A 17,128-nucleotide genomic window follows, 5' to 3' on the forward strand; every position below is an offset into this window, starting at 1 on the left:
CCACGTTGCTGTCGACAGCCGTTCTTAGATGGTCGGGGGTCCGGTACAGGCAAGATCACAGTGCATCTTGTACGTACAGTATGGACTGATCTACCTTATTATCCGGGCTTCTTCGCCGTCAAGGGGCATGAGATCCCAACAACTCACTCGGTGGTTTTGCTGACCGTACAGTACGGTCGGTCTACAATGGAGCAGACAATGTTTTTCCGTGCGTAGACCTCATTAAGGAGGGCCTCGTGTCAGTAGCAGCTGCCGAGTCGATCGACCGCCAGTCCCCCACGCCTTATTACCAGCAGCTGTTTGATGTCCTTGAGCGGAGGATTGCTGCCAAGGACATCGCGGCAGGGGAGCGGCTGCCTAGTGAGAATGAGCTGTGCACCGAGTTTGGCCTCTCACGGGCGACGGTGCGCCAGGCGCTGAAGCTGCTTGAATCCAGGGGCTTAGCCCACCGCATCCCGGGGCGGGGCGTTTTCGCGAGCGAACCGACGGCGGACAAGGGCTGGATCATCCAGGGCCAGCAGGGCTTCCTGGAAAACGCCATCAGTCACCAGAACAGGCACGTCACCACTCAGGTGCTGCGTTCCGGTCCGGTCATCCTGCCCGACAGCGCGTGCCGTTCGTTGGAGCTTCCCGAGGGGACCAGGGGTTTCGAACTGGTCCGTCTGCGCTCCCTCGACGGCACTCCTGCGGTCTACAGCATCAACTACAGCCCGCCGGCCGTCGCCCCTGTCATCGCGGGGGCACAGGAGGTTTTGTCGGGGCAGGCTTCGCTGTCTGAGCTTCTGGCAGGTGCGGGCTATGGTCTTGGTGGTGCAAACCGCACTATCCGGGCGGTCAACCCGGCACCGGAAATTGCCAAGGCGCTGAATGTTACGGATTCCTCGCCGCTGCTGCGGGTCCAGTCCACTTCCTGGACGGCCCGCGGTGAGCGGTTTGACGTCTTCGAGACGTGGGTGCGCAGCGAGATTGTTCCCCTCGAGGTCAATGTCAGCACTGTTGACCCTACGGCCGGCCGCTAAGGGCCTTGGGACAAAAGAGCCTCCGTTTCATTCCTGAAACGGAGGCTCTTTCTGTTGTTGGTGCCCTCTGCAGGACGACGGTTGGTGTAGCTAGGCCTGGATCAGCTGCGAGGCAGCTGCTGCACTTTTGTCGGCCTCGGTCGTCTCAGGAACCTGGAGCCAGCGGACTGCCACGCCGGCGGCTACATAGAGTGCGGCGAAGATGATCGTGACTCCGCCGGGGCCGATCAGCCCGAGGAAGAGGGCGACAATCAGGGGGCCAACGAAGGTGGCGGCGCCCGCGCCGAGGTTCAGCAGGGCGACGGCGTTGCCTTTCTGGCCCGGGGCCATCAGGGACATCAGCACCGAGATGGGCGTGAAGCCCGCCAGGGTCACGCCGTAGAAGGCAGCGCAGGCAATGGCGACCCAATACTGGGATCCGGCTATCTGAGGAACGAAGTAGAAGCACAGGCAGCTGATGGCAGAGCCGATGCAGCCAAACCAGCGCAGCGTGCGGTGCCATCCGAGCCTGTCGCTGAGGACGCCGAAGAACAGGTTTGCGAAGATGTTGGCAAAGCCAAGAGTGAAGATCAGTTGCAGCCATCCGGCGGTGCCGAAGCCGAGGTCCGTGGCGAAGACCGTGGGGAGGAAGACCAGGAATCCGAACTGGGGTGCGGTGTTCACCACGCGGATGAGGGCGCCCAGCCCGACGCGGGGGACCTGCACGGCGATGGAGACGCTGCTGATGATGCTTTGGCGGGCTGTCACGCCGGGCGCGGCGAGCCGGTCGCCGCCCTTGGCTTTGCGGATGCCGACGAGGCAGACCACGCCTCCGGCGATGACCATGAGCAGTGAAACCCACAGGGTCATGTATTCGCCGATGATGGGTTCGGTGCCGCTGGCCATCAGGGAACCCAGGGTGGGCAGGCCGCCGGTGAAGGCGAAGTAGAACCAACCGACAGCGGATCCGAGCCGGTTGGCGGGACTTCCTGCCAGGATCCAGACCAGGAACCCGTAGGCGAACAGGGGGTAGCCAAAGCCGCGGATGGCGTAGGTGATCAGGATCAGAGTGTAGTTCTGGGACGGAACGGCAATGGCCAGGAAGAGCACTTCGAAGACGACCCAGATGGCCAGGCCGAGGAGCATGACCCGCCTGGGACCCCAGATGTCGGAGAGAGCGCCGGCAAGCCAAGAGCCCAGGGTGACGATGAGGCCGTAGGCGGTAATGATGATCGCGGCATGGGTTTCGTTACCGGCCCCGTTGGAGGCCAGGAAGGGGGCGATGTAGCCGGATTCGACCCCGTCGCCGACCATGAACAGCAGGAGCCCGACGAATCCCCAGACCAGCGGCCGGGGCAGCCCCAGCCGATCCAGCAGGGCGGGACGGGTGAAACTGCTCGCAGCAGGTTGTGCAGACATTTATAAGTACTTTCTCAAAAAAGGGGTGCGCTTTACTGCTGCGGCAGAATGAGGACTTTGCGGGCCGACTCGGAGTGCGCTGCTTCAAGTGCTGCTGCATAATCGGAGAGGCCAAACGTATGGGTCACCATTCGGGACGCGAGTTCGGGGAGTTCCTTGATGGCCTCGACTGCAGCAGGGTAGGACGTGGCCACTGACTGCGAACCGACGAAGGACAGCTCACGGTCAAAGAGGTCGTACGGGAAAAGATCGATACTGGCGGTGGAGCTCACAACGCCCATCTGCAGCAGCGTGCCCCGTTCTGCGAGTTTGGCGATCGCGTCCTTGACGGCCGAGGGGTGGCCGCTGGCTTCAATGACCAGGTCAACGTCGCGCTCCGTGGTGCGTTCACCCGGCGCGTAGGCGTTGTCCGCACCGAACTCAAGGGCGGCTTCCCGGCGCACGGGGCTCGGCTCGACGATGTCGATGGAAGCAGCTCCCCGTGCCCTAACCAGGGCTGCTGCCAGCAGGCCGATAGAACCTGCACCGTAGATCAGGACGCGCTTGCCGACGACCGGATCGACCCGGCCGAGGGCGTGCAGGACGCACCCCAGTGGCTCAATGAGTGCGGCGGTGGTCCAGTCAATGCCGTCGGGAAGGGCGAAGACGACAGACGTGGGAACCTTGACCAGTTCGGCGACGGCACCATTGCTGGTGACTCCGATCGGTACGAGGTTCCGGCAAAGGTTTACTGCACCTGCCTGGCACTGGTCACACTGCCCGCAGGCGACGTTGGGATCTACGCATACGCGGTCTCCCACTTTAAAGCCGTTAACACCGGATCCGACCTCGACGATAGTCCCGGCAAACTCATGCCCGGGAACAACCGGGAAGGTGCCGGTGGGGTAGTCGCCCGAGGCCAGATGGATGTCGGTGCCGCAAATGCCTACTGCTTCCGGGGCGATGACAACTTCGCCTGCCCCGGCAACCGGATCGTCAATTTCTGCGACCTCAATCGAGCCTTTTCCATCAAGGATTACTGCGCGCATCTATGCGCTCCTCTCCGCTTCGCTACGGCAGAGGGCGATCCTCGACCGTGAGAGTTAGTCCGGCTCCGGGCATGTGGAGCGGGATGTCTACTGGGGCACAAGAATACGGCAGGAAGGACCAAAATGTCTAGACGAAGCGTACTGTACATACACGCCGGCTGGGCCGCGGCGTTTGGAGGTAGGCGCAGGGCCTTCAGACCTCTTTGGAAGATTAAAGCGCGAAGGCCCCCGCAGGTGCGGGGGCCTTCGCTGGCAAGTGCTTCTGCCGTGCCGCCCGTATCCGGGCGGGTCAGGGTCTACATGCGGTGGGTGCTATTTCACGGCGCCGAAGAGGAGCCCCCGGACGAGGGACTTTTGGGCCACCCAGCCGGCGATGATGACGGGGATGCTGACCAGGGTTGCTGCCGCGGCGACCTGCGCGGTGTACAGCTCGCCGAAGCTGAGGAACTTCTGCAGGAACAGCGGCAGCGTGGAGGTGGAGTTGGTGAGGTTCAGTGCGAAGAAGTACTCGTTCCAGGAGAACACTGCGCACAGCAGGGCTGTGGAGGCCAGCCCCGGCCGGATCAGGGGGAGGATGATCGATCGGGCTGCCCGCCAGCGGCTCGCACCGTCGACGGCAGAGGCTTCCATGATTTCGAGCGGTATTTCCTGCATGAATGACCGGATCATCCAGATGCCCAGTGGCAGGTTCATGCCGATGTGCATCACGATCAGGATGCCCACGGTGTTCAGCACTCCCAGGGCGTTTGCGATGACGTAGATCGGGATGATGGCCGCTGCGATGGGCATCATCTTGGTGGAGATGAAGAAGAACAGAACGTCCTGGGCTTTGGCGACCGGCCGCACCGACAGGGCGTAGGCCGCCGGTACGGCCAGGATGATCACGACGGCGGTGGAGATGATCACGACCAGCAGCGAGTTGATCGCGTACGGCCAGAAGCCTGCCTCGAAGACCTCGCTGTAGTTCTCCATCGTGGGCGTGAAGATCAGCTTCGGGGTGGCTGCCGCTGCGTCCGGCTCCGTCTGGAAGCTCTTCAGGAGCATGTAGGCGATCGGGAGGAACAGCAGAAGGCTGCCGGCCCAGCCGCCGACTCCCATCAGGACATTCTTGATTTGTTTTGTCGCGCGCGGGCGGCGGATCTGCAGGTTGCTGCGTGAGGTGGTGCCGGCGGTTGTCTGCCGGTGCGTTGTGGCGGTCATCGACGGCCTTCTTTCTGGAAAATACCGGACAGCAGGCGCAGGGCCGGCAGCACGAGTGCGATGGTGATCACGAGTGCTACGACACCGAAGGCGGAGGCGGTACCAAGATCAAAGGAGTTGAACCCCTTCAGGTAGATGTAATAAGTGATGTTCGTTGTGCCGAAGGCCGGGCCGCCTGCGGTCAGGAGGGCGATTTCGCCGAAGGTCTGAATGAGGTTCATGGCCAGGAGCAGCGCAGCGAGCTCGATGTAGGGGCGCAGGTGCGGGATGAGGATTGACCCGAACTGCCGGAGCGGTCCGGCGCCGTCGACCTTGGCGGCCTCAAGCTGTTCCTGTGGTGCGGACTGCAGCCCTGCGATCAGGATCAGCAGCGCAAATGGTGCGAACCGCCAGGTGAGCAGGATAATCAGCGCGGCGAGGGGGTACTCGCTCAGCCAGTTGATCGCCGGCAGCCCCAGCAGCCGGGAGAACCAGCCAAAGAGACCGAAGCCGGGGTCGAACATCGCGGAGCGCCAGAAGAGGGTTACGGCTACCGGCATGAGGAAGAAGGGCGTGATGGCCAGGGTTCGGGCGATGCCCCGGCCCGGGAAGGAGTGGTTCAGCAGCAGGGCCAGGCCCAGGCCCACCACGAGGCATGCCACCGTGGATACGCCGGTCATTAGCCCGGTGTTGGTGATGGAGCGCCAGAACACCTCATCGCTGAAGGTCGCCAGGAAGTTCGCGCCTCCGTTGAAGACTGCAGGCCTGGCGCTGAGAAGGTTCCAGTTCTGGAAGCTGTAGATAAGCGTGAGCAGGAAGGGGAGCTGCGTCAGCAGGATGGTGAAGATGAGGGCCGGCAGAAGCGGTCCGCGAACTTTCCAGCGTTCCGCCAGGCTCAGCTCGGCGACGAGCGGCTTAGGGCGGAGGGCTGCGATTGTCTTAGCCAATTGAGATGGTCCGATCGTAGCTAGCATGGTCCGCGGGAACCCCGGGCGGAGTTCCCGCGGACGATGCGATGGGTCTACTTGAGGTAGCCGGCGGTCTTGACCACGTTGGTGGTGTAGTCCTGGCTCTTCTTGAGGGCTTCTTCCACGGTCTGGGTGCCGCTGATGGCACCGGCGACCTGCTGGGAGACGAAGTCGCCGATTTCGACGAATTCAGGGATCTGAACGTACTGGACACCCGTGTAGGGGACCTTTTCGGCGGTCGGCTGCTTGGGGTTAGCTGCCTCAATCGACTTCTGGGTCAGATCCGCATACTGGGCGGCCGCCTGCTTGTATTCAGCCAGCTCGTAGGTGGACTTACGCGAGCCGGGAGGGATGGAGTCCCAGCCGGCCTTTTCACCGGCGAGCTTGATGTACTCGGGGCTGGTAACCCAGGAGATGAACTTCCAGGCCTCTTCCGGGTGCTTGCTGCTGGAGGTGATGCCCAGACCCCAGGACCAGAGCCAACCGGACTCGATGTTGGCCGGGCCGGTGGGGGCCATGGCGAAGCCGATGTTGTCCTTCACCTCAGGGGTGGCCTGGCCAAGGACCGAACCGGCGAAGACGGTGTCGTCGTACCACATCGCCGTGGTGCCCTGGCTCATCTTCTGCAGGCAGCCTTCCCAGCCGTCCTTTGCCGCGTCGGCCTGGCCGTGGTTGCGCAGCAGGTCGACGTAGAACTGGACAGCCTTCGTCGTTTCAGGGGAGGTCAGCTGCGGGTTCCAGTTCTCATCGAACCAGCGCCCACCGAAGGTGTTGATCACGGTGGTCAGCGAGGCCAGATTCTGGCCCCAGCCCGGAAGACCGCGCAGGCAGATCCCGGAGACGCCGTTGGCCTTGTCGTCCATCTTCGCCGCCGCGTCTGCAATCTGCTCCCAGGTCGGGGTTTCGGAGATGGTGACGCCGGCCTTCTGTGCCAGGTCCTTGCGGTAGAACAGGAACGAGGACGAGCCGTAGAACGGCGCGGCATACATCTTGTCATCGGCGGAGAGAATATCCGCGATGGGCTTCTGAATGTCATCCTTCTTCCACGCAGCGTCCTTCGAGGCGTAGTCCTCCAGCGGGATGATCCAGTTGTTCTTCGCCCAGATCGGCACTTCGTAGCTGCCCATCATCGTGACGTCGAACTGGCCGGCCTTGGAGGCCACGTCCTTCGTGACGGTCGGGCGGAGGTCGTTCTCGGGCAGGGTGGTGAACTTGACCTTGATGCCCGGGTTCTTCTGTTCAAAATCACTGATGAGGGATTCAGCGGTCTTCATCTGCGGGTTCGCAGCCAGAGCCACGTTGATCGTGACGTCACCGCCTCCGCTGGTTCCGCCGCCGCTTCCGTCGGTTGAGCAGGCTGTGAAGGAGCCTGCAAGTACTGCCCCAGCCGCTGTAACGGCCAAGACCTTGGCAGCCGCCTTGCGGCGATTGGGTCCGATTCGCATCTTAAACCTTTCGGGATAAACAACACTGGTTATCAAGCTGTACGTACAATCCGTATCGGCTGGACTGTCTATAGCATAGGGCCGAGCTGTAAAGCGGTCAATACGCTGGGTTTTTCGTCACAGAACCCCTTGATGCCGGCCACATCGGCCACCGCAGCCCAGCTAGACCATATTGTACGTACAGGCTCGACAAGCCGTACACGACGGTTTATTGTGGTGGGCATAACAGCTTGGCGGAAGCCCAGCAGTGACCCCTCCGAAACATCACCGGACACGAACGCCAAAAGGCTGCAGTTGCTCGTGTCCCTGTCGTCGCCCGCATCACGGTGATGACCCCTCGAAAGGACTTTCAATGGCTTTGGTCAGTGGCATGGACATCATCAAGGAATGCACCTCCCGGGGGCTGGTGGCCGGTTCGTTCAACACCACCAACATCGAGACGACGATGGGCATCGTTGCAGCCATCGAGCGGGTAGGTGTCCCGACTTTCATCCAGGTGGCTCCAACAAACGTGGCGCTCTCCGGCTACGAGTACATCTATGACATGGTGAGCCGTCGGCTTGAGACCTGTGATGTGCCCGTTGCCCTGCACCTGGACCACGGAAAGTCGCTGGAATCCGTTGAGGGAGCGCTGGCCGCCAAGTTCACCTCGATCATGATCGATTACTCGGAGTACCCGTACGAAGAGAACATCAGGGTCTCGGCGCGTGCCCGCGAGATGTGCCCCCCTGGTGTGGCGCTTGAAGCGGAGCTTGGCAGTATCGGAGGCAAGGAGGACGATGTCGCTCCCGAGCACGCCAGCTACACGAACCCTGACCAGGTGAAGCACTTCGTCGATTCCGTAGGGTGTGACATGCTCGCAGTCTCGGTGGGCAACCAGCATGGCTACGCGCCCAACGCCCGAATCAATTTCGACCTACTGGCCAAGGTGCAGGCCGAAAGCCCTGTCCCGTTGGTCATTCACGGCGCCTCGGGACTGCCGTCCGAGCAGCTTGGCCGCTTGCACGAGTTCGGCGTGGTCAAGGTGAACGTTGCAGCCGACCTGCGCAACGCCATGATCCGCGCGTTCGGTGAAGCCTACGCAGCGAACCCCAACGAGAACTCGCTCATTCGCGTGTCGATGGATGCCGTCACCGCGGTCACGGACGTGGTCGAAGCGCGCATCCGTACCCTGAACCCGTCTGTGGCATAGCGAGGAAAAGTTCGTGCTACCCACAATCACAGTCGACGTTGGAACGACCAGCATCAAGCTGTGCATGTTCGGCACCAGTGGAAAAGTGCTCGCATCGGCGCGCCACGCCACGCCTACGGTGATGGACGCCTGGGGTGAGATCTATGACCTGGAAGCCTTGACCGGCGCAGTCTTCGATTTCATCCGGCACCTGGACCCAACCTTGCGCGCGACCGTCAAAAGGGTAGCTATCACCGGGGTGGGCGAGTCCGGCGGGCTCGTCCGCCCGGACCTCTCACTGGCCTCGCCCATGATTCTCTGGCACGACCACCGCGGAGCGGACTACCTTGCCCGGCTCAGCCAGGGGGCCCGTTCACAGCTTTACCGGATCACCGGCCTGCCGGCCAACGCCAACTACGGGCTGTCCAAGGTCGCATGGGCTGCCGACCATGCCACCGATGCGGCAAGCGCCCAATGGCTAAACATTTCCGAGTATCTGGCCGCGGTGATGACCGGGCAGCGCTGGTCTGAGTACTCCCTTGCAAGCCGAACCATGGCCCTGGATCTCAACCTGCGCAAATGGTCACCTGAAATCTGCGCACTCGTCGGACTAGATGTCGGGGTATTCCCCGAACTGCGCAGCGCCACCGAAGGCGCCACCGTCACGCCTGACTTTGCCCGCACCATCGGCCTGCTGGACGACGTCCGTGTCCATGTGGTCGGCCATGACCACATGGTCGGTGCAATTGGTGCAGGCCTGGATCACGGAGAGCTGCTCAACTCCACCGGAACCACAGAAGGACTTCTGTTCCTTCAGAATGCCCCCAGTCTCGACAAGCACACGGAGCAGTCAAAGCTGGCCAACGGTTTCGCCTGCACCGGCACCGACTACACCTTGTTCGCGTCCATCCCGACAGGCGGATCAGCATTCGCGACGCTGCAAACCATGCTCGGCCTCGATGCAGCCCAACTCTCGGCCTGCATTAGCGACCTGCACGAGCGCTACATGGCAGGGAAAGTGGGCCTCAGTGCGATCCCGCTCGTCCTGCCACAGTTCCGGGGCAGCCCGCCACCAACAAAACGCGCCGCAGCCCGCGGAGTGATCGCAGGGCTTCGAACCGATACGAGCACCGAGGACATCGTCCTTGGCTGCTTCCTGGGCATGGCCCTGCAGTTCCAGGACGTCCTTAACCTCTTCCCCGCGGCACCGGAACGTATCAAGGTCATCGGCCCCGCCAGTGCAAATCCGCTCTGGCTCCAGCTCAAGGCCGATCTACTCGGAACACCGCTGAGCGTGTCACAGATGAGCGAAGTCGTCTCCCGTGGCGCGCAAGCCCTGGCATCGGACGCCTCATGCGATTGGGAAACCTGTCAGCCAGAAGACGTACTCGTAGACATCGACCGTAACGCGCGCCTTGGCCAGTGGTCTGCGGACATCCAACCTCAGTGGGAGTACCTGAAAGGACTCCCCGCGTGAAATCCCGGGACGGACAAGCTCAGGGAAAAACCACGCTCAACGAAAATGCAGGAGCGAAGCAATGATGCTTGTCGCGGGAGTCGATTCCTCCACACAGACATGCAAAGTCACGGTTCGTGACTTAGCGACCGGGATGCGCGTCCGCGAGGGCAAAGCCTCCCATCCAGCCGAGACCATCGTCCATCCGGACGCCTGGTGGGACGCGCTGCTCACTGCCGTACGACGCGCGGGCGGACTTGACGACGTCGTGGCCATTTCCGTCAGCGGCCAGCAGCACACGCCCATCTTCCTCGACACAGCTGGAAACGTCGTCTGCAAGTCGCCTCTGTGGAATGACACAGATTCACACTCGCAGATGGTCGACCTGAACAACGAGCTCGGCAAGGACGAATGGATCCGGCGGACCGGCTTGCCCATCACTCTTTCAGACACCGTCACCAAACTGCGGTGGCTGCGGGACGTAAATCCCGAAGCCACCCGGCGCACAGCAGCCGTCGCTGTAGTCCACGACTGGCTGACCTGGCGCCTCATGGGATTCGGCCCGGGCACAGGAGGCGTAGACCATCTGATCACTGACCGATCTGAAGCGAGCGGCACGGCGTACTGGTCGCCTGAAACCGGCGACTACTGCATGGATCTCTTTGAACATGCATTCGGCAAGAAAGCGATACTGCCGCGGGTGCTCCACCCCCTGGACACGGCCGGAGTGATCGGACCCGGGATTCCCGGCATCCCCGCCGGCATCCCCATCGGGGTCGGCAGCGGAGACAACGCAGCCGCAGCCCTGGCGCTCGGACTTGCCGAAGGAGATGCCGTTCTCTCCCTCGGGACATCAGGGGTGGTCTATGCCCGGTCCGCCATGCCCGTTCACGACTACGCAGGATATGTGTGCAATTACGCCGACGCCACCGGCGCGCACCTTCCCCTCGTCGCCACCCTCAACGCAGCCCGGAACTTCGACCTCGGCGCGGCACTGCTGGGGTGCAATTACACCGAGCTCTCCGACCTGGCCCTGCAGGCACCTCCCGGAGCGGAGGGCCTGACACTCTTGCCCTACTTTGAGGGTGAACGGACACCGGATCTACCCAACGCGCGTGGTTCACTGCACGGGGCGTCGCTGACCAACTTCAACCGGCCCAACTTCGCCCGGGCCGTCATCGAGGGAACGCTCGCCAGCCAGGTTGGAATGCTGGACCTTCTCCGGAACTGCAAGGTCAAGGCCAATAGGCTGATGCTCATTGGGGGGGCAGCGGAAAGCCCCGCAGTCCAAAAAATCCTTAGTCAGATGGTAGATATCCCCGTCGTTGTTCCGGAGTTCGACGAATACGTGACCAAGGGTGCGGCCATGCAGGCTGCCGCGGCCTTGGTGGGTTCGTTCCCCTCCTGGCACGTGGTATCGGCTGAACTGCCAACTGCACCGCTGCAGTCACAAATCGTGGAGCAGCACGCCGCAGCCAAAACCGAACTGGGATACCAAGAGACGAAAATCGAAGAGCCTCACAGGGTGCAAGCTGCCAAGGCAATTCCGATCACCTAGTAATCCCGTTCGGCACCCCCAGAACAACCCAAATTCAGATCTGAGGTACGGCCGTGAAGTTCACTAACGACTAGGAGTAGTAGACAGCAGGCTCTACCGTTGCTGGATAGGCATAAAAGCAAAACTGCTTTGCGGGGTGTATGCCTCCAAAATCGGAACGAGTGTGGCAATGCCGCGGCGTCGATGTTCCTCAAGCGCGGCTCGTGCGCGAATCGGGTCCCTGTTTGAAATCTCCTGGAGGATACGTGCGTGGTCGTGATTTGAGGCGCTGGGCCATGGCCTCAAATTGACCGTTAGCAGGCGAGCCCGGTGAGCATGTTCCATTACTGAGGCCGCCACTCTGGTAAGCCTGGAATTGCCGCTTCGTTCGATCAGGAGGCGGTGAAAGTGGTCATCCTCCGCCGCCCAGCGCCGTAGGTTCTTTTCTTCAAGTGCTAGTTCGCACTGCCTGCAGGCGTCTTGCAGTTCGAGGTCCACAGCGTCGTCAAGTGCTGGCTGCCGCGAGGCAAGAGAAGCGACTGCGACGCCCTCGAGTCCAATCAGGACTTCGTAGATTTCCCGCATTTCGTTGGCGCGGAGAGGGGCAATAGTAATACCTCGCCGTGAACTGACTTCCAGCCATTCTTCATTTTGGAGGCGGACGACGGCCTGATGGACAGGGGTTCTGCTTACATTCAACTGTTCTGCGAGTTGCTGTTCGGAGACCCTGCTGCCCGGGGCCAGCGCACCGCTGATGATTGCGGCCTTAATCTGCTCGTAAGCGATTTCAGCATGGGGTAGCGGCGCACGTCCGCCGGGTTGGGCAGTGTCCACTGACGCCATGACTCCCATACCCGCTCCATCCGCTATGTCAGGCGACGGTGCTCACCTGCTAGCTCCTACGGTACTCGACTTACCAATTTCTTGCATTGCATCTTGCATACCAGTTCGCATGGAAGTAAGCTGGATCACAATAAGGCAAAGGAGCCCGCATGAACATGCAGACAGCAGTCCTCAGTCCCCGAACCGCCCGTTCCGGAATTGAGACCCAGAAGTTCCTCGTGGCTGGCGAATGGCGCACCGGAGAACGTTCAGTAGAAATCTCTTCCCCCTGGAGCGACGATGAGAACGTTAGGGTGTGTTTGGCTGGTCCGGCCGATATCGAGGATGCGCTCACGGCAGCAGAAGCTTCCCGCGCTCAGCTGGCCGATACGTCCCGCTGGGACCGGGCCACCGCCCTGGAAAGACTCGCCGGTCTGGTCGCTGATAATTCAGAAGACCTCGCTTTGCTTCTCGTCGAGGAGGTAGGTAAGACGTCCCGGGACGCGGCCGGGGAGGTCGGACGCACCATTTCCACCCTGCGCTTTGCTGCCGACGCTGCCCGCAGCCTGGTTGGTGACATTCTCCCGTTGGACGCGATGGCGGAAGCCCGCGGTAAATTCGGCTACACGGTAGCAGAGCCGATCGGTACTGTGATCGGGATACCCGCTGCGAACTTTCCTTTGCTTATCGCCGCGCACAAGGTTGCGCCGGCGGTCGGCGCTGGTTGCCCCCTTATCCTGAAGGCACCGGACCTCACACCCCGGGTTGTGCTCCGGTTGGCCGGGTTGCTGATTGAAGCCGGATGGCCCGCCATGGGTATCAGCGTCTTGACCGGTGGCCCTTCAGTCGGGGAAGCGCTTATCAGGGATGACAGGCCGCGCCTGGTGTCCTTCACTGGATCAAGCCCGATCGGGAAACTGATAGCCAGCCAGGCAGGTTTCAAGCGCCTCCTCCTTGAACTTGGATCCAACGCTGCGACCATCGTCAGCGAATCCGCTGACGTACAGCTCGCGGCCTCACGGATCGTCGCCGGAGCATTTGCCGCCGCAGGCCAGTCCTGTATTTCGGTGCAACGCGTCTATGTGCACCGCGCCCGGCGTCAGGAACTGGAAGACCTGATCGTCGAGAAAACATCCAAGATCCGCCTCGGCAACGCGGGCAACCGTGATGCAGACCTTGGACCGCTCCTTACGGAAAGCGCCGCAAAGCGGGTGGAAGACATGGTCAATGACGCAATCACCCAAGGAGCCCAACTGCTTTGCGGAGGACACCGCACCGGCAGGTTCTTCGAGGCAACGGTGATTTCGGGCCTCGGCCCGACTATGCAGCTTCATCGGGAAGAAGTATTCGGCCCCGTTGTCGCCCTGGCAGAATTCTCAACTTTCCAGGAAGCGCTGGACCTTGCAAACGACAGCAAATACGGGCTTCAGGCGGGTGTCTTCACCGACTCATCCTCCGAGGCACACCTCGCCGCACGTCGTCTGGAAGTCGGCGGTGTACATATCAATGAAATCTCAATGTGGCGCGCGGACCACATGCCATACGGCGGAGTGAAAGACAGCGGCTTTGGAAAAGAAGGCCCCGCATGGGCAATGCGCGAGATGACAGTGAACAAAGTCGTCTCCTGGAAGCAATAAAATACCCCGCCACTTTCTGAAGAACACATCGACTTTAAGGATTTCCATGCCCAGCACAGCCAGCTCAACCGATTTTAGTGACCGTTCAGCACCGACCCCGGGTCTGTCTTCCAGCATCCTGAATCCGTCCGATTTGGCCGGAAAGGCCGTCCTCATCACCGGAGCATCCTCCGGCATCGGACGAGCCACAGCTCTCGCCCTCGCATCCTCGGGCATGCTTGTCACCTGTGTTGACATCGCTCCTCCTGAGCAAACCGTCGAGGCTATCCGGACTGCCGGGGGCACTGCGATGGGAGCCGTAGTCAACATCGCCAATGACGAAGCAGTCCGGGCAACAATCGAGCAGGCGGCAGCGGCCTACGGCCGGTTGGACGCCGTAGTGAACTGCGCCGGCATCGGCGACTTCACTACCTTGGAGCAGACAACTCCCGAGCATTGGGAACGCCAGCTGGCCATCAACCTCACCGGACCCTTCTACTTGGTTCGGCACGCCATTCCCATCATGAAAGCCCAGGGTTCAGGTTCAATCATCCTGTTCGGTTCCATTGCGGGGAAGACGGGCGGTCTTAAGAACGGCCCTGCGTATGCCGCGGCTAAGGGCGGAGTCCATTCACTCGTCAAATGGGCCGCGAAAGCAAACGCCTCGTCGGGCGTACGCGTGAACTCCATCGCACCGGGCCCCGTAGACACCCCCTTCACCCAAGGCCAGGGCTTCGATCCAAAAACCGTCCCCCTGGGCAGGATGGGCGAAGCCGCAGACTTCTCCGAAGCCGTCAGTTATCTGGTCTCGGACGCCAGCTCATGGATCACCGGACAGATCCTCAACATCAACGGCGGACTCCTGATGGAGTAACGCCCCCCAAAGTAGGGCCCACCCAGCGCGGCTTCCTACAACCAGGATTCCCATCGTTCATAGGAGAACATGAAGTGGCATCACAACAGGTATCCGCCAACCAGAAACATCGGGCGGTCGCAGTCGGCACAATGGTCGGCGCAGCAATTGAATGGTACGACTTTTACATCTTCGGCATCGCCGCCGCACTTGTATTCAACAGGGTTTTTTACCCCGACGTCGACCCTGCTCTAGGAACGCTTCTGGCTTTCGGCACCTTCGCCACGGCATGGTTCGCCCGACCTTTGGGCGGAATAATCTTCTCGCACCTCGGAGACCGCCTGGGTCGCAAAAACATCATGCTCGCCACGCTGATCCTCATGGGTACGGCCACAGTAGTCATCGGTCTGCTCCCTGACTACAACACGATAGGCGTCGCCGCCCCCATCGCACTGATCGTCCTGCGCCTCCTCCAGGGCATCGCCTGCGGCGGCGAATGGGGCGCAGCCACGGTAACAGCCGTCGAAAGCGCCCCGCCAGGCCGGCGAGGCCTGTTCGGAGCGTTCCCGCAAATGGGCGTCGCCATCGGGCTGCTGCTCTCATCGGCCGTCTCACTCATTTTCTACGCACTGCCAGATGACCAACTGCTGAGCTGGGGCTGGCGCGTACCGTTCCTCCTCACCGCTGTCTTCGTCATCGTCGGTCAGTACATCCGACGGCGCCTGCCTGAGAGTGAAGACTTCACCGAAATGAAGCGGAAGGGCGACATTGTCCGTTTCCCGATGGTTGAAGCTTTCCGACGGCACGGCAAGGCAATCCTGATCGTGTTCATGGGCCAGGCAGTCATCAACGTCGTGTTCTTCACCGCCACCACGTTCATCCTGAATTACTCGACCGTTGATGGCACGTTCGAAAAGACTACAGTGCTCACCGCCGTTACGCTTGCAGCGGTGGTGGACCTCGGCGCGATCCTCGCCGGAGGCCTCCTCGCGGACAAATATGGTGCCAGGCGAATCTACCTGATCGCCACCACGTCCTCGATCTTCGTCTTCGCACTGATCTTTCCCCTTGTCGGCACCGGAAACATCTTCGCTTTGTTCCTGGGCGTATCCGTGCTCTTCCCCATCGTCCACGGCCTTGCCTTCGGCGCCCAGGCGTCGTTCTTCGCGAGCCTTTTCCCGCCCAACGTCCGCCTAACGGGCATGTCCACCGGCTTCCAGTTTTCCGGCATGGCATTCGGCGGTCCCCTGCCGTTGCTCGCTGGCCTGCTCGTGACTATGGCCGGTGGCGGCCCGTGGCTGCTGATCGCCTACATCGGCTTGGTCGGGCTGGTGAGCACCATCGGAGCACTCATGGCTCCAACCGACCCAAAGCGCCTGTTCATGGACGCCCGTGCGAGAAAAGAAGAAGAAAAAGCGGGCGTCTAACGACCACTAACAACACCCCAGGGAACGCGGCAGGCCGCACTCAAACCCCGCACACGCCACAACGTTGAACTAAAGGATTAGCCATGACCACCACCAAACAATATGACATCGCAGTTCTGCCGGGCGACGGCATCGGGCCGGAGGTAATCGCCTCCGGACTGGAGGTACTCCGCGCCGCCGCCGACACTTTTGGAATCGCATTCGACTGCACCACATTTGAGGCAGGAGCCGGCCTGTACGAGAAGACAGGGGCATCGATCTCCGATGAGGATATGAACGCGATCGGAACTGCCGATGCAATGCTCCTGGGCGCCATGGGGCATCCTGATACCCGCAAACCGGACGGCACCGAAGTAGCCCCGCAGATCGACATCCGGGAACATTACGGTCTGTTCGCCAGCCTTCGTCCTGCCAAGCTTTTTCCGGGCGTCCCGACGAACCTGCGATCAGATTCCATCGACATGCTCGTCATCCGGGAAACCACAGAGGGTCTGTTCGCAGGCCGTCACGACAAGGCAGCCCCCAGTGATGAGGCAGTCAGCGACCGGCTGACCATAACAAGGGCCACGAGTGAAAAGCTGTTCCATCTTGCCTTCGAGCAGGCCGCCGCGAGAAAACAATCCCACGGCTCACCTGGCCGCGTGACGCTCTTCGACAAGTCAAACGTCCTGCGCAGCAACGCCTTCATGCGGAAGGTGTTCGACGAGGTGGCAGCAGCACACCCCGACATTGAATCCCAGAGGCTCTACATCGATGCCGGCTCAATGATGCTTGTAACCAACCCGGAGAGATTCGACGTCATCGTCACCGAAAACGTATTCGGTGACATAGTGTCCGAGATCGCCGCAGGCGTTGTCGGTGGCCTGGGCGTCGCCCCCTCAGGTGACGTCAGCGCCAATCACGGGGTCTTTCAGCCCTGCCACGGTACGGCACCGGACATTGCAGGGGCCGGGCTGGCCAATCCAGTCGCCACGATCCTGTCCGTGGCGATGATGCTTGACTGGCTGGGAGTACGAAACGGCGATGAGCGATGTGTCGCCGCAGCAAAAGCCGTTCGCGAATCCACAGCTGATGCCCTGGCGCGTGGCCTTTCAACACCAGACATCGGCGGCACGCTCTCGACCAGTGAACTTTCCGCGACCATCAGCGGGACCCTCCGTTCGGCAACAGTCGCGGCCTGAGTAAACCCGTATACGGCGAAAATTGATG

General features: G+C 61.5%; 14 protein-coding genes. 8 read left to right on the forward strand and 6 right to left on the reverse strand.

Features of this window, described 5'->3' with window-relative positions; all coding sequences use genetic code 11:
- The first annotated feature begins 236 nt into the window (after window positions 1-236).
- Window positions 237-1,019: a GntR family transcriptional regulator gene (locus AC5RUQ_RS02055; RefSeq protein WP_493945744.1), complete on the forward strand. Its 783-nt coding sequence runs from the start codon at window positions 237-239 to the stop codon at window positions 1,017-1,019.
- A gap of 90 nt (window positions 1,020-1,109) precedes the next feature.
- Here the strand turns inward: AC5RUQ_RS02055 and AC5RUQ_RS02060 are convergent, their stop codons facing one another.
- The 5 genes from AC5RUQ_RS02060 to AC5RUQ_RS02080 all read right to left on the reverse strand — a co-directional run bounded on the left by AC5RUQ_RS02060 (window position 1,110) and on the right by AC5RUQ_RS02080 (window position 7,037).
- Entirely contained in the window at window positions 1,110-2,417 is a 1,308-nt protein-coding gene (locus AC5RUQ_RS02060; protein ID WP_493945745.1) for an MFS transporter, read from the reverse strand.
- A gap of 32 nt (window positions 2,418-2,449) precedes the next feature.
- Entirely contained in the window at window positions 2,450-3,445 is a 996-nt protein-coding gene (locus AC5RUQ_RS02065) for an alcohol dehydrogenase catalytic domain-containing protein (protein ID WP_493945746.1), read from the reverse strand.
- Window positions 3,446-3,757: 312 nt separating this feature from the next.
- The gene (locus AC5RUQ_RS02070) at window positions 3,758-4,645 is read right to left on the reverse strand and encodes a carbohydrate ABC transporter permease (RefSeq protein WP_493945747.1); all 888 of its coding nucleotides are present in this window, start codon (window positions 4,643-4,645) and stop codon (window positions 3,758-3,760) included.
- Window positions 4,642-5,571, reverse strand: coding sequence for a carbohydrate ABC transporter permease (locus tag AC5RUQ_RS02075; protein ID WP_493945748.1), 930 nt, complete (start codon window positions 5,569-5,571; stop codon window positions 4,642-4,644). The genes AC5RUQ_RS02070 and AC5RUQ_RS02075 overlap by 4 nt, the downstream gene beginning before the upstream one ends.
- Window positions 5,572-5,645: 74 nt before the next feature.
- Complete coding sequence (locus tag AC5RUQ_RS02080; protein WP_493945749.1) at window positions 5,646-7,037, reverse strand: ABC transporter substrate-binding protein; 1,392 nt, start codon at window positions 7,035-7,037, stop codon at window positions 5,646-5,648.
- Window positions 7,038-7,389: 352 nt separating this feature from the next.
- Here AC5RUQ_RS02080 and AC5RUQ_RS02085 point away from each other — a divergent pair, with 352 nt between their 5' ends.
- From AC5RUQ_RS02085 to AC5RUQ_RS02095, 3 genes are all read left to right on the forward strand, one after another.
- A complete protein-coding gene (locus AC5RUQ_RS02085) occupies window positions 7,390-8,229 on the forward strand; it encodes a class II fructose-bisphosphate aldolase (protein WP_493945750.1) in 840 nt (279 codons plus the stop codon).
- 13 nt (window positions 8,230-8,242) lie between these two features.
- Window positions 8,243-9,685, forward strand: coding sequence for an FGGY-family carbohydrate kinase (locus AC5RUQ_RS02090; protein ID WP_493945751.1), 1,443 nt, complete (start codon window positions 8,243-8,245; stop codon window positions 9,683-9,685).
- A gap of 61 nt (window positions 9,686-9,746) precedes the next feature.
- On the forward strand, window positions 9,747-11,222 hold the full coding sequence (locus tag AC5RUQ_RS02095; protein ID WP_493945752.1) for an FGGY family carbohydrate kinase: 1,476 nt from the start codon (window positions 9,747-9,749) through the stop codon (window positions 11,220-11,222).
- Between the two features lie 93 nt (window positions 11,223-11,315).
- On the opposite strand, the gene AC5RUQ_RS02100 is transcribed toward AC5RUQ_RS02095, so the two are convergent.
- Window positions 11,316-12,053 (reverse strand): GntR family transcriptional regulator, encoded by a 738-nt coding sequence (locus AC5RUQ_RS02100; protein ID WP_493945753.1) that lies wholly within the window; start codon window positions 12,051-12,053, stop codon window positions 11,316-11,318.
- Between the two features lie 140 nt (window positions 12,054-12,193).
- On the opposite strand from AC5RUQ_RS02100, the gene AC5RUQ_RS02105 reads away from it, so the two are divergent.
- From AC5RUQ_RS02105 to AC5RUQ_RS02120, 4 genes are all read left to right on the forward strand, one after another.
- Entirely contained in the window at window positions 12,194-13,660 is a 1,467-nt protein-coding gene (locus tag AC5RUQ_RS02105; protein WP_493945754.1) for an aldehyde dehydrogenase family protein, read from the forward strand.
- Between the two features lie 46 nt (window positions 13,661-13,706).
- Window positions 13,707-14,513, forward strand: coding sequence for an SDR family NAD(P)-dependent oxidoreductase (locus AC5RUQ_RS02110; RefSeq protein WP_493945755.1), 807 nt, complete (start codon window positions 13,707-13,709; stop codon window positions 14,511-14,513).
- A 74-nt stretch (window positions 14,514-14,587) separates the two neighbouring features.
- Window positions 14,588-15,919, forward strand: a complete 1,332-nt coding sequence (locus AC5RUQ_RS02115; RefSeq protein WP_493945756.1) for an MFS transporter — start codon at window positions 14,588-14,590, stop codon at window positions 15,917-15,919.
- An 83-nt stretch (window positions 15,920-16,002) separates the two neighbouring features.
- Window positions 16,003-17,100: an isocitrate/isopropylmalate dehydrogenase family protein gene (locus tag AC5RUQ_RS02120; protein ID WP_493945757.1), complete on the forward strand. Its 1,098-nt coding sequence runs from the start codon at window positions 16,003-16,005 to the stop codon at window positions 17,098-17,100.
- The last annotated feature ends 28 nt before the right edge of the window (window positions 17,101-17,128 follow it).

The sequence above is a fragment of the Arthrobacter sp. MDT2-3 genome, from assembly GCF_059090465.1.

Excerpts from the sequence above, each read along its gene's own strand:
- AC5RUQ_RS02065 (WP_493945746.1), bottom strand. The coding sequence starts at position 3,445 with ATGCGCGCAGTAATCCTTGATGGAAAAGGCTCGATTGAGGTCGCAGAA.
- AC5RUQ_RS02120 (WP_493945757.1), top strand. The coding sequence starts at position 16,003 with ATGACCACCACCAAACAATATGACATCGCAGTTCTGCCGGGCGACGGC.
- AC5RUQ_RS02100 (WP_493945753.1), bottom strand. The coding sequence starts at position 12,053 with ATGGGAGTCATGGCGTCAGTGGACACTGCCCAACCCGGCGGACGTGCG.
- AC5RUQ_RS02110 (WP_493945755.1), top strand. The coding sequence starts at position 13,707 with ATGCCCAGCACAGCCAGCTCAACCGATTTTAGTGACCGTTCAGCACCG.
- AC5RUQ_RS02095 (WP_493945752.1), top strand. The coding sequence starts at position 9,747 with ATGATGCTTGTCGCGGGAGTCGATTCCTCCACACAGACATGCAAAGTC.
- AC5RUQ_RS02105 (WP_493945754.1), top strand. The coding sequence starts at position 12,194 with ATGAACATGCAGACAGCAGTCCTCAGTCCCCGAACCGCCCGTTCCGGA.
- AC5RUQ_RS02085 (WP_493945750.1), top strand. The coding sequence starts at position 7,390 with ATGGCTTTGGTCAGTGGCATGGACATCATCAAGGAATGCACCTCCCGG.
- AC5RUQ_RS02060 (WP_493945745.1), bottom strand. The coding sequence starts at position 2,417 with ATGTCTGCACAACCTGCTGCGAGCAGTTTCACCCGTCCCGCCCTGCTG.
- AC5RUQ_RS02070 (WP_493945747.1), bottom strand. The coding sequence starts at position 4,645 with ATGACCGCCACAACGCACCGGCAGACAACCGCCGGCACCACCTCACGC.
- AC5RUQ_RS02080 (WP_493945749.1), bottom strand. The coding sequence starts at position 7,037 with ATGCGAATCGGACCCAATCGCCGCAAGGCGGCTGCCAAGGTCTTGGCC.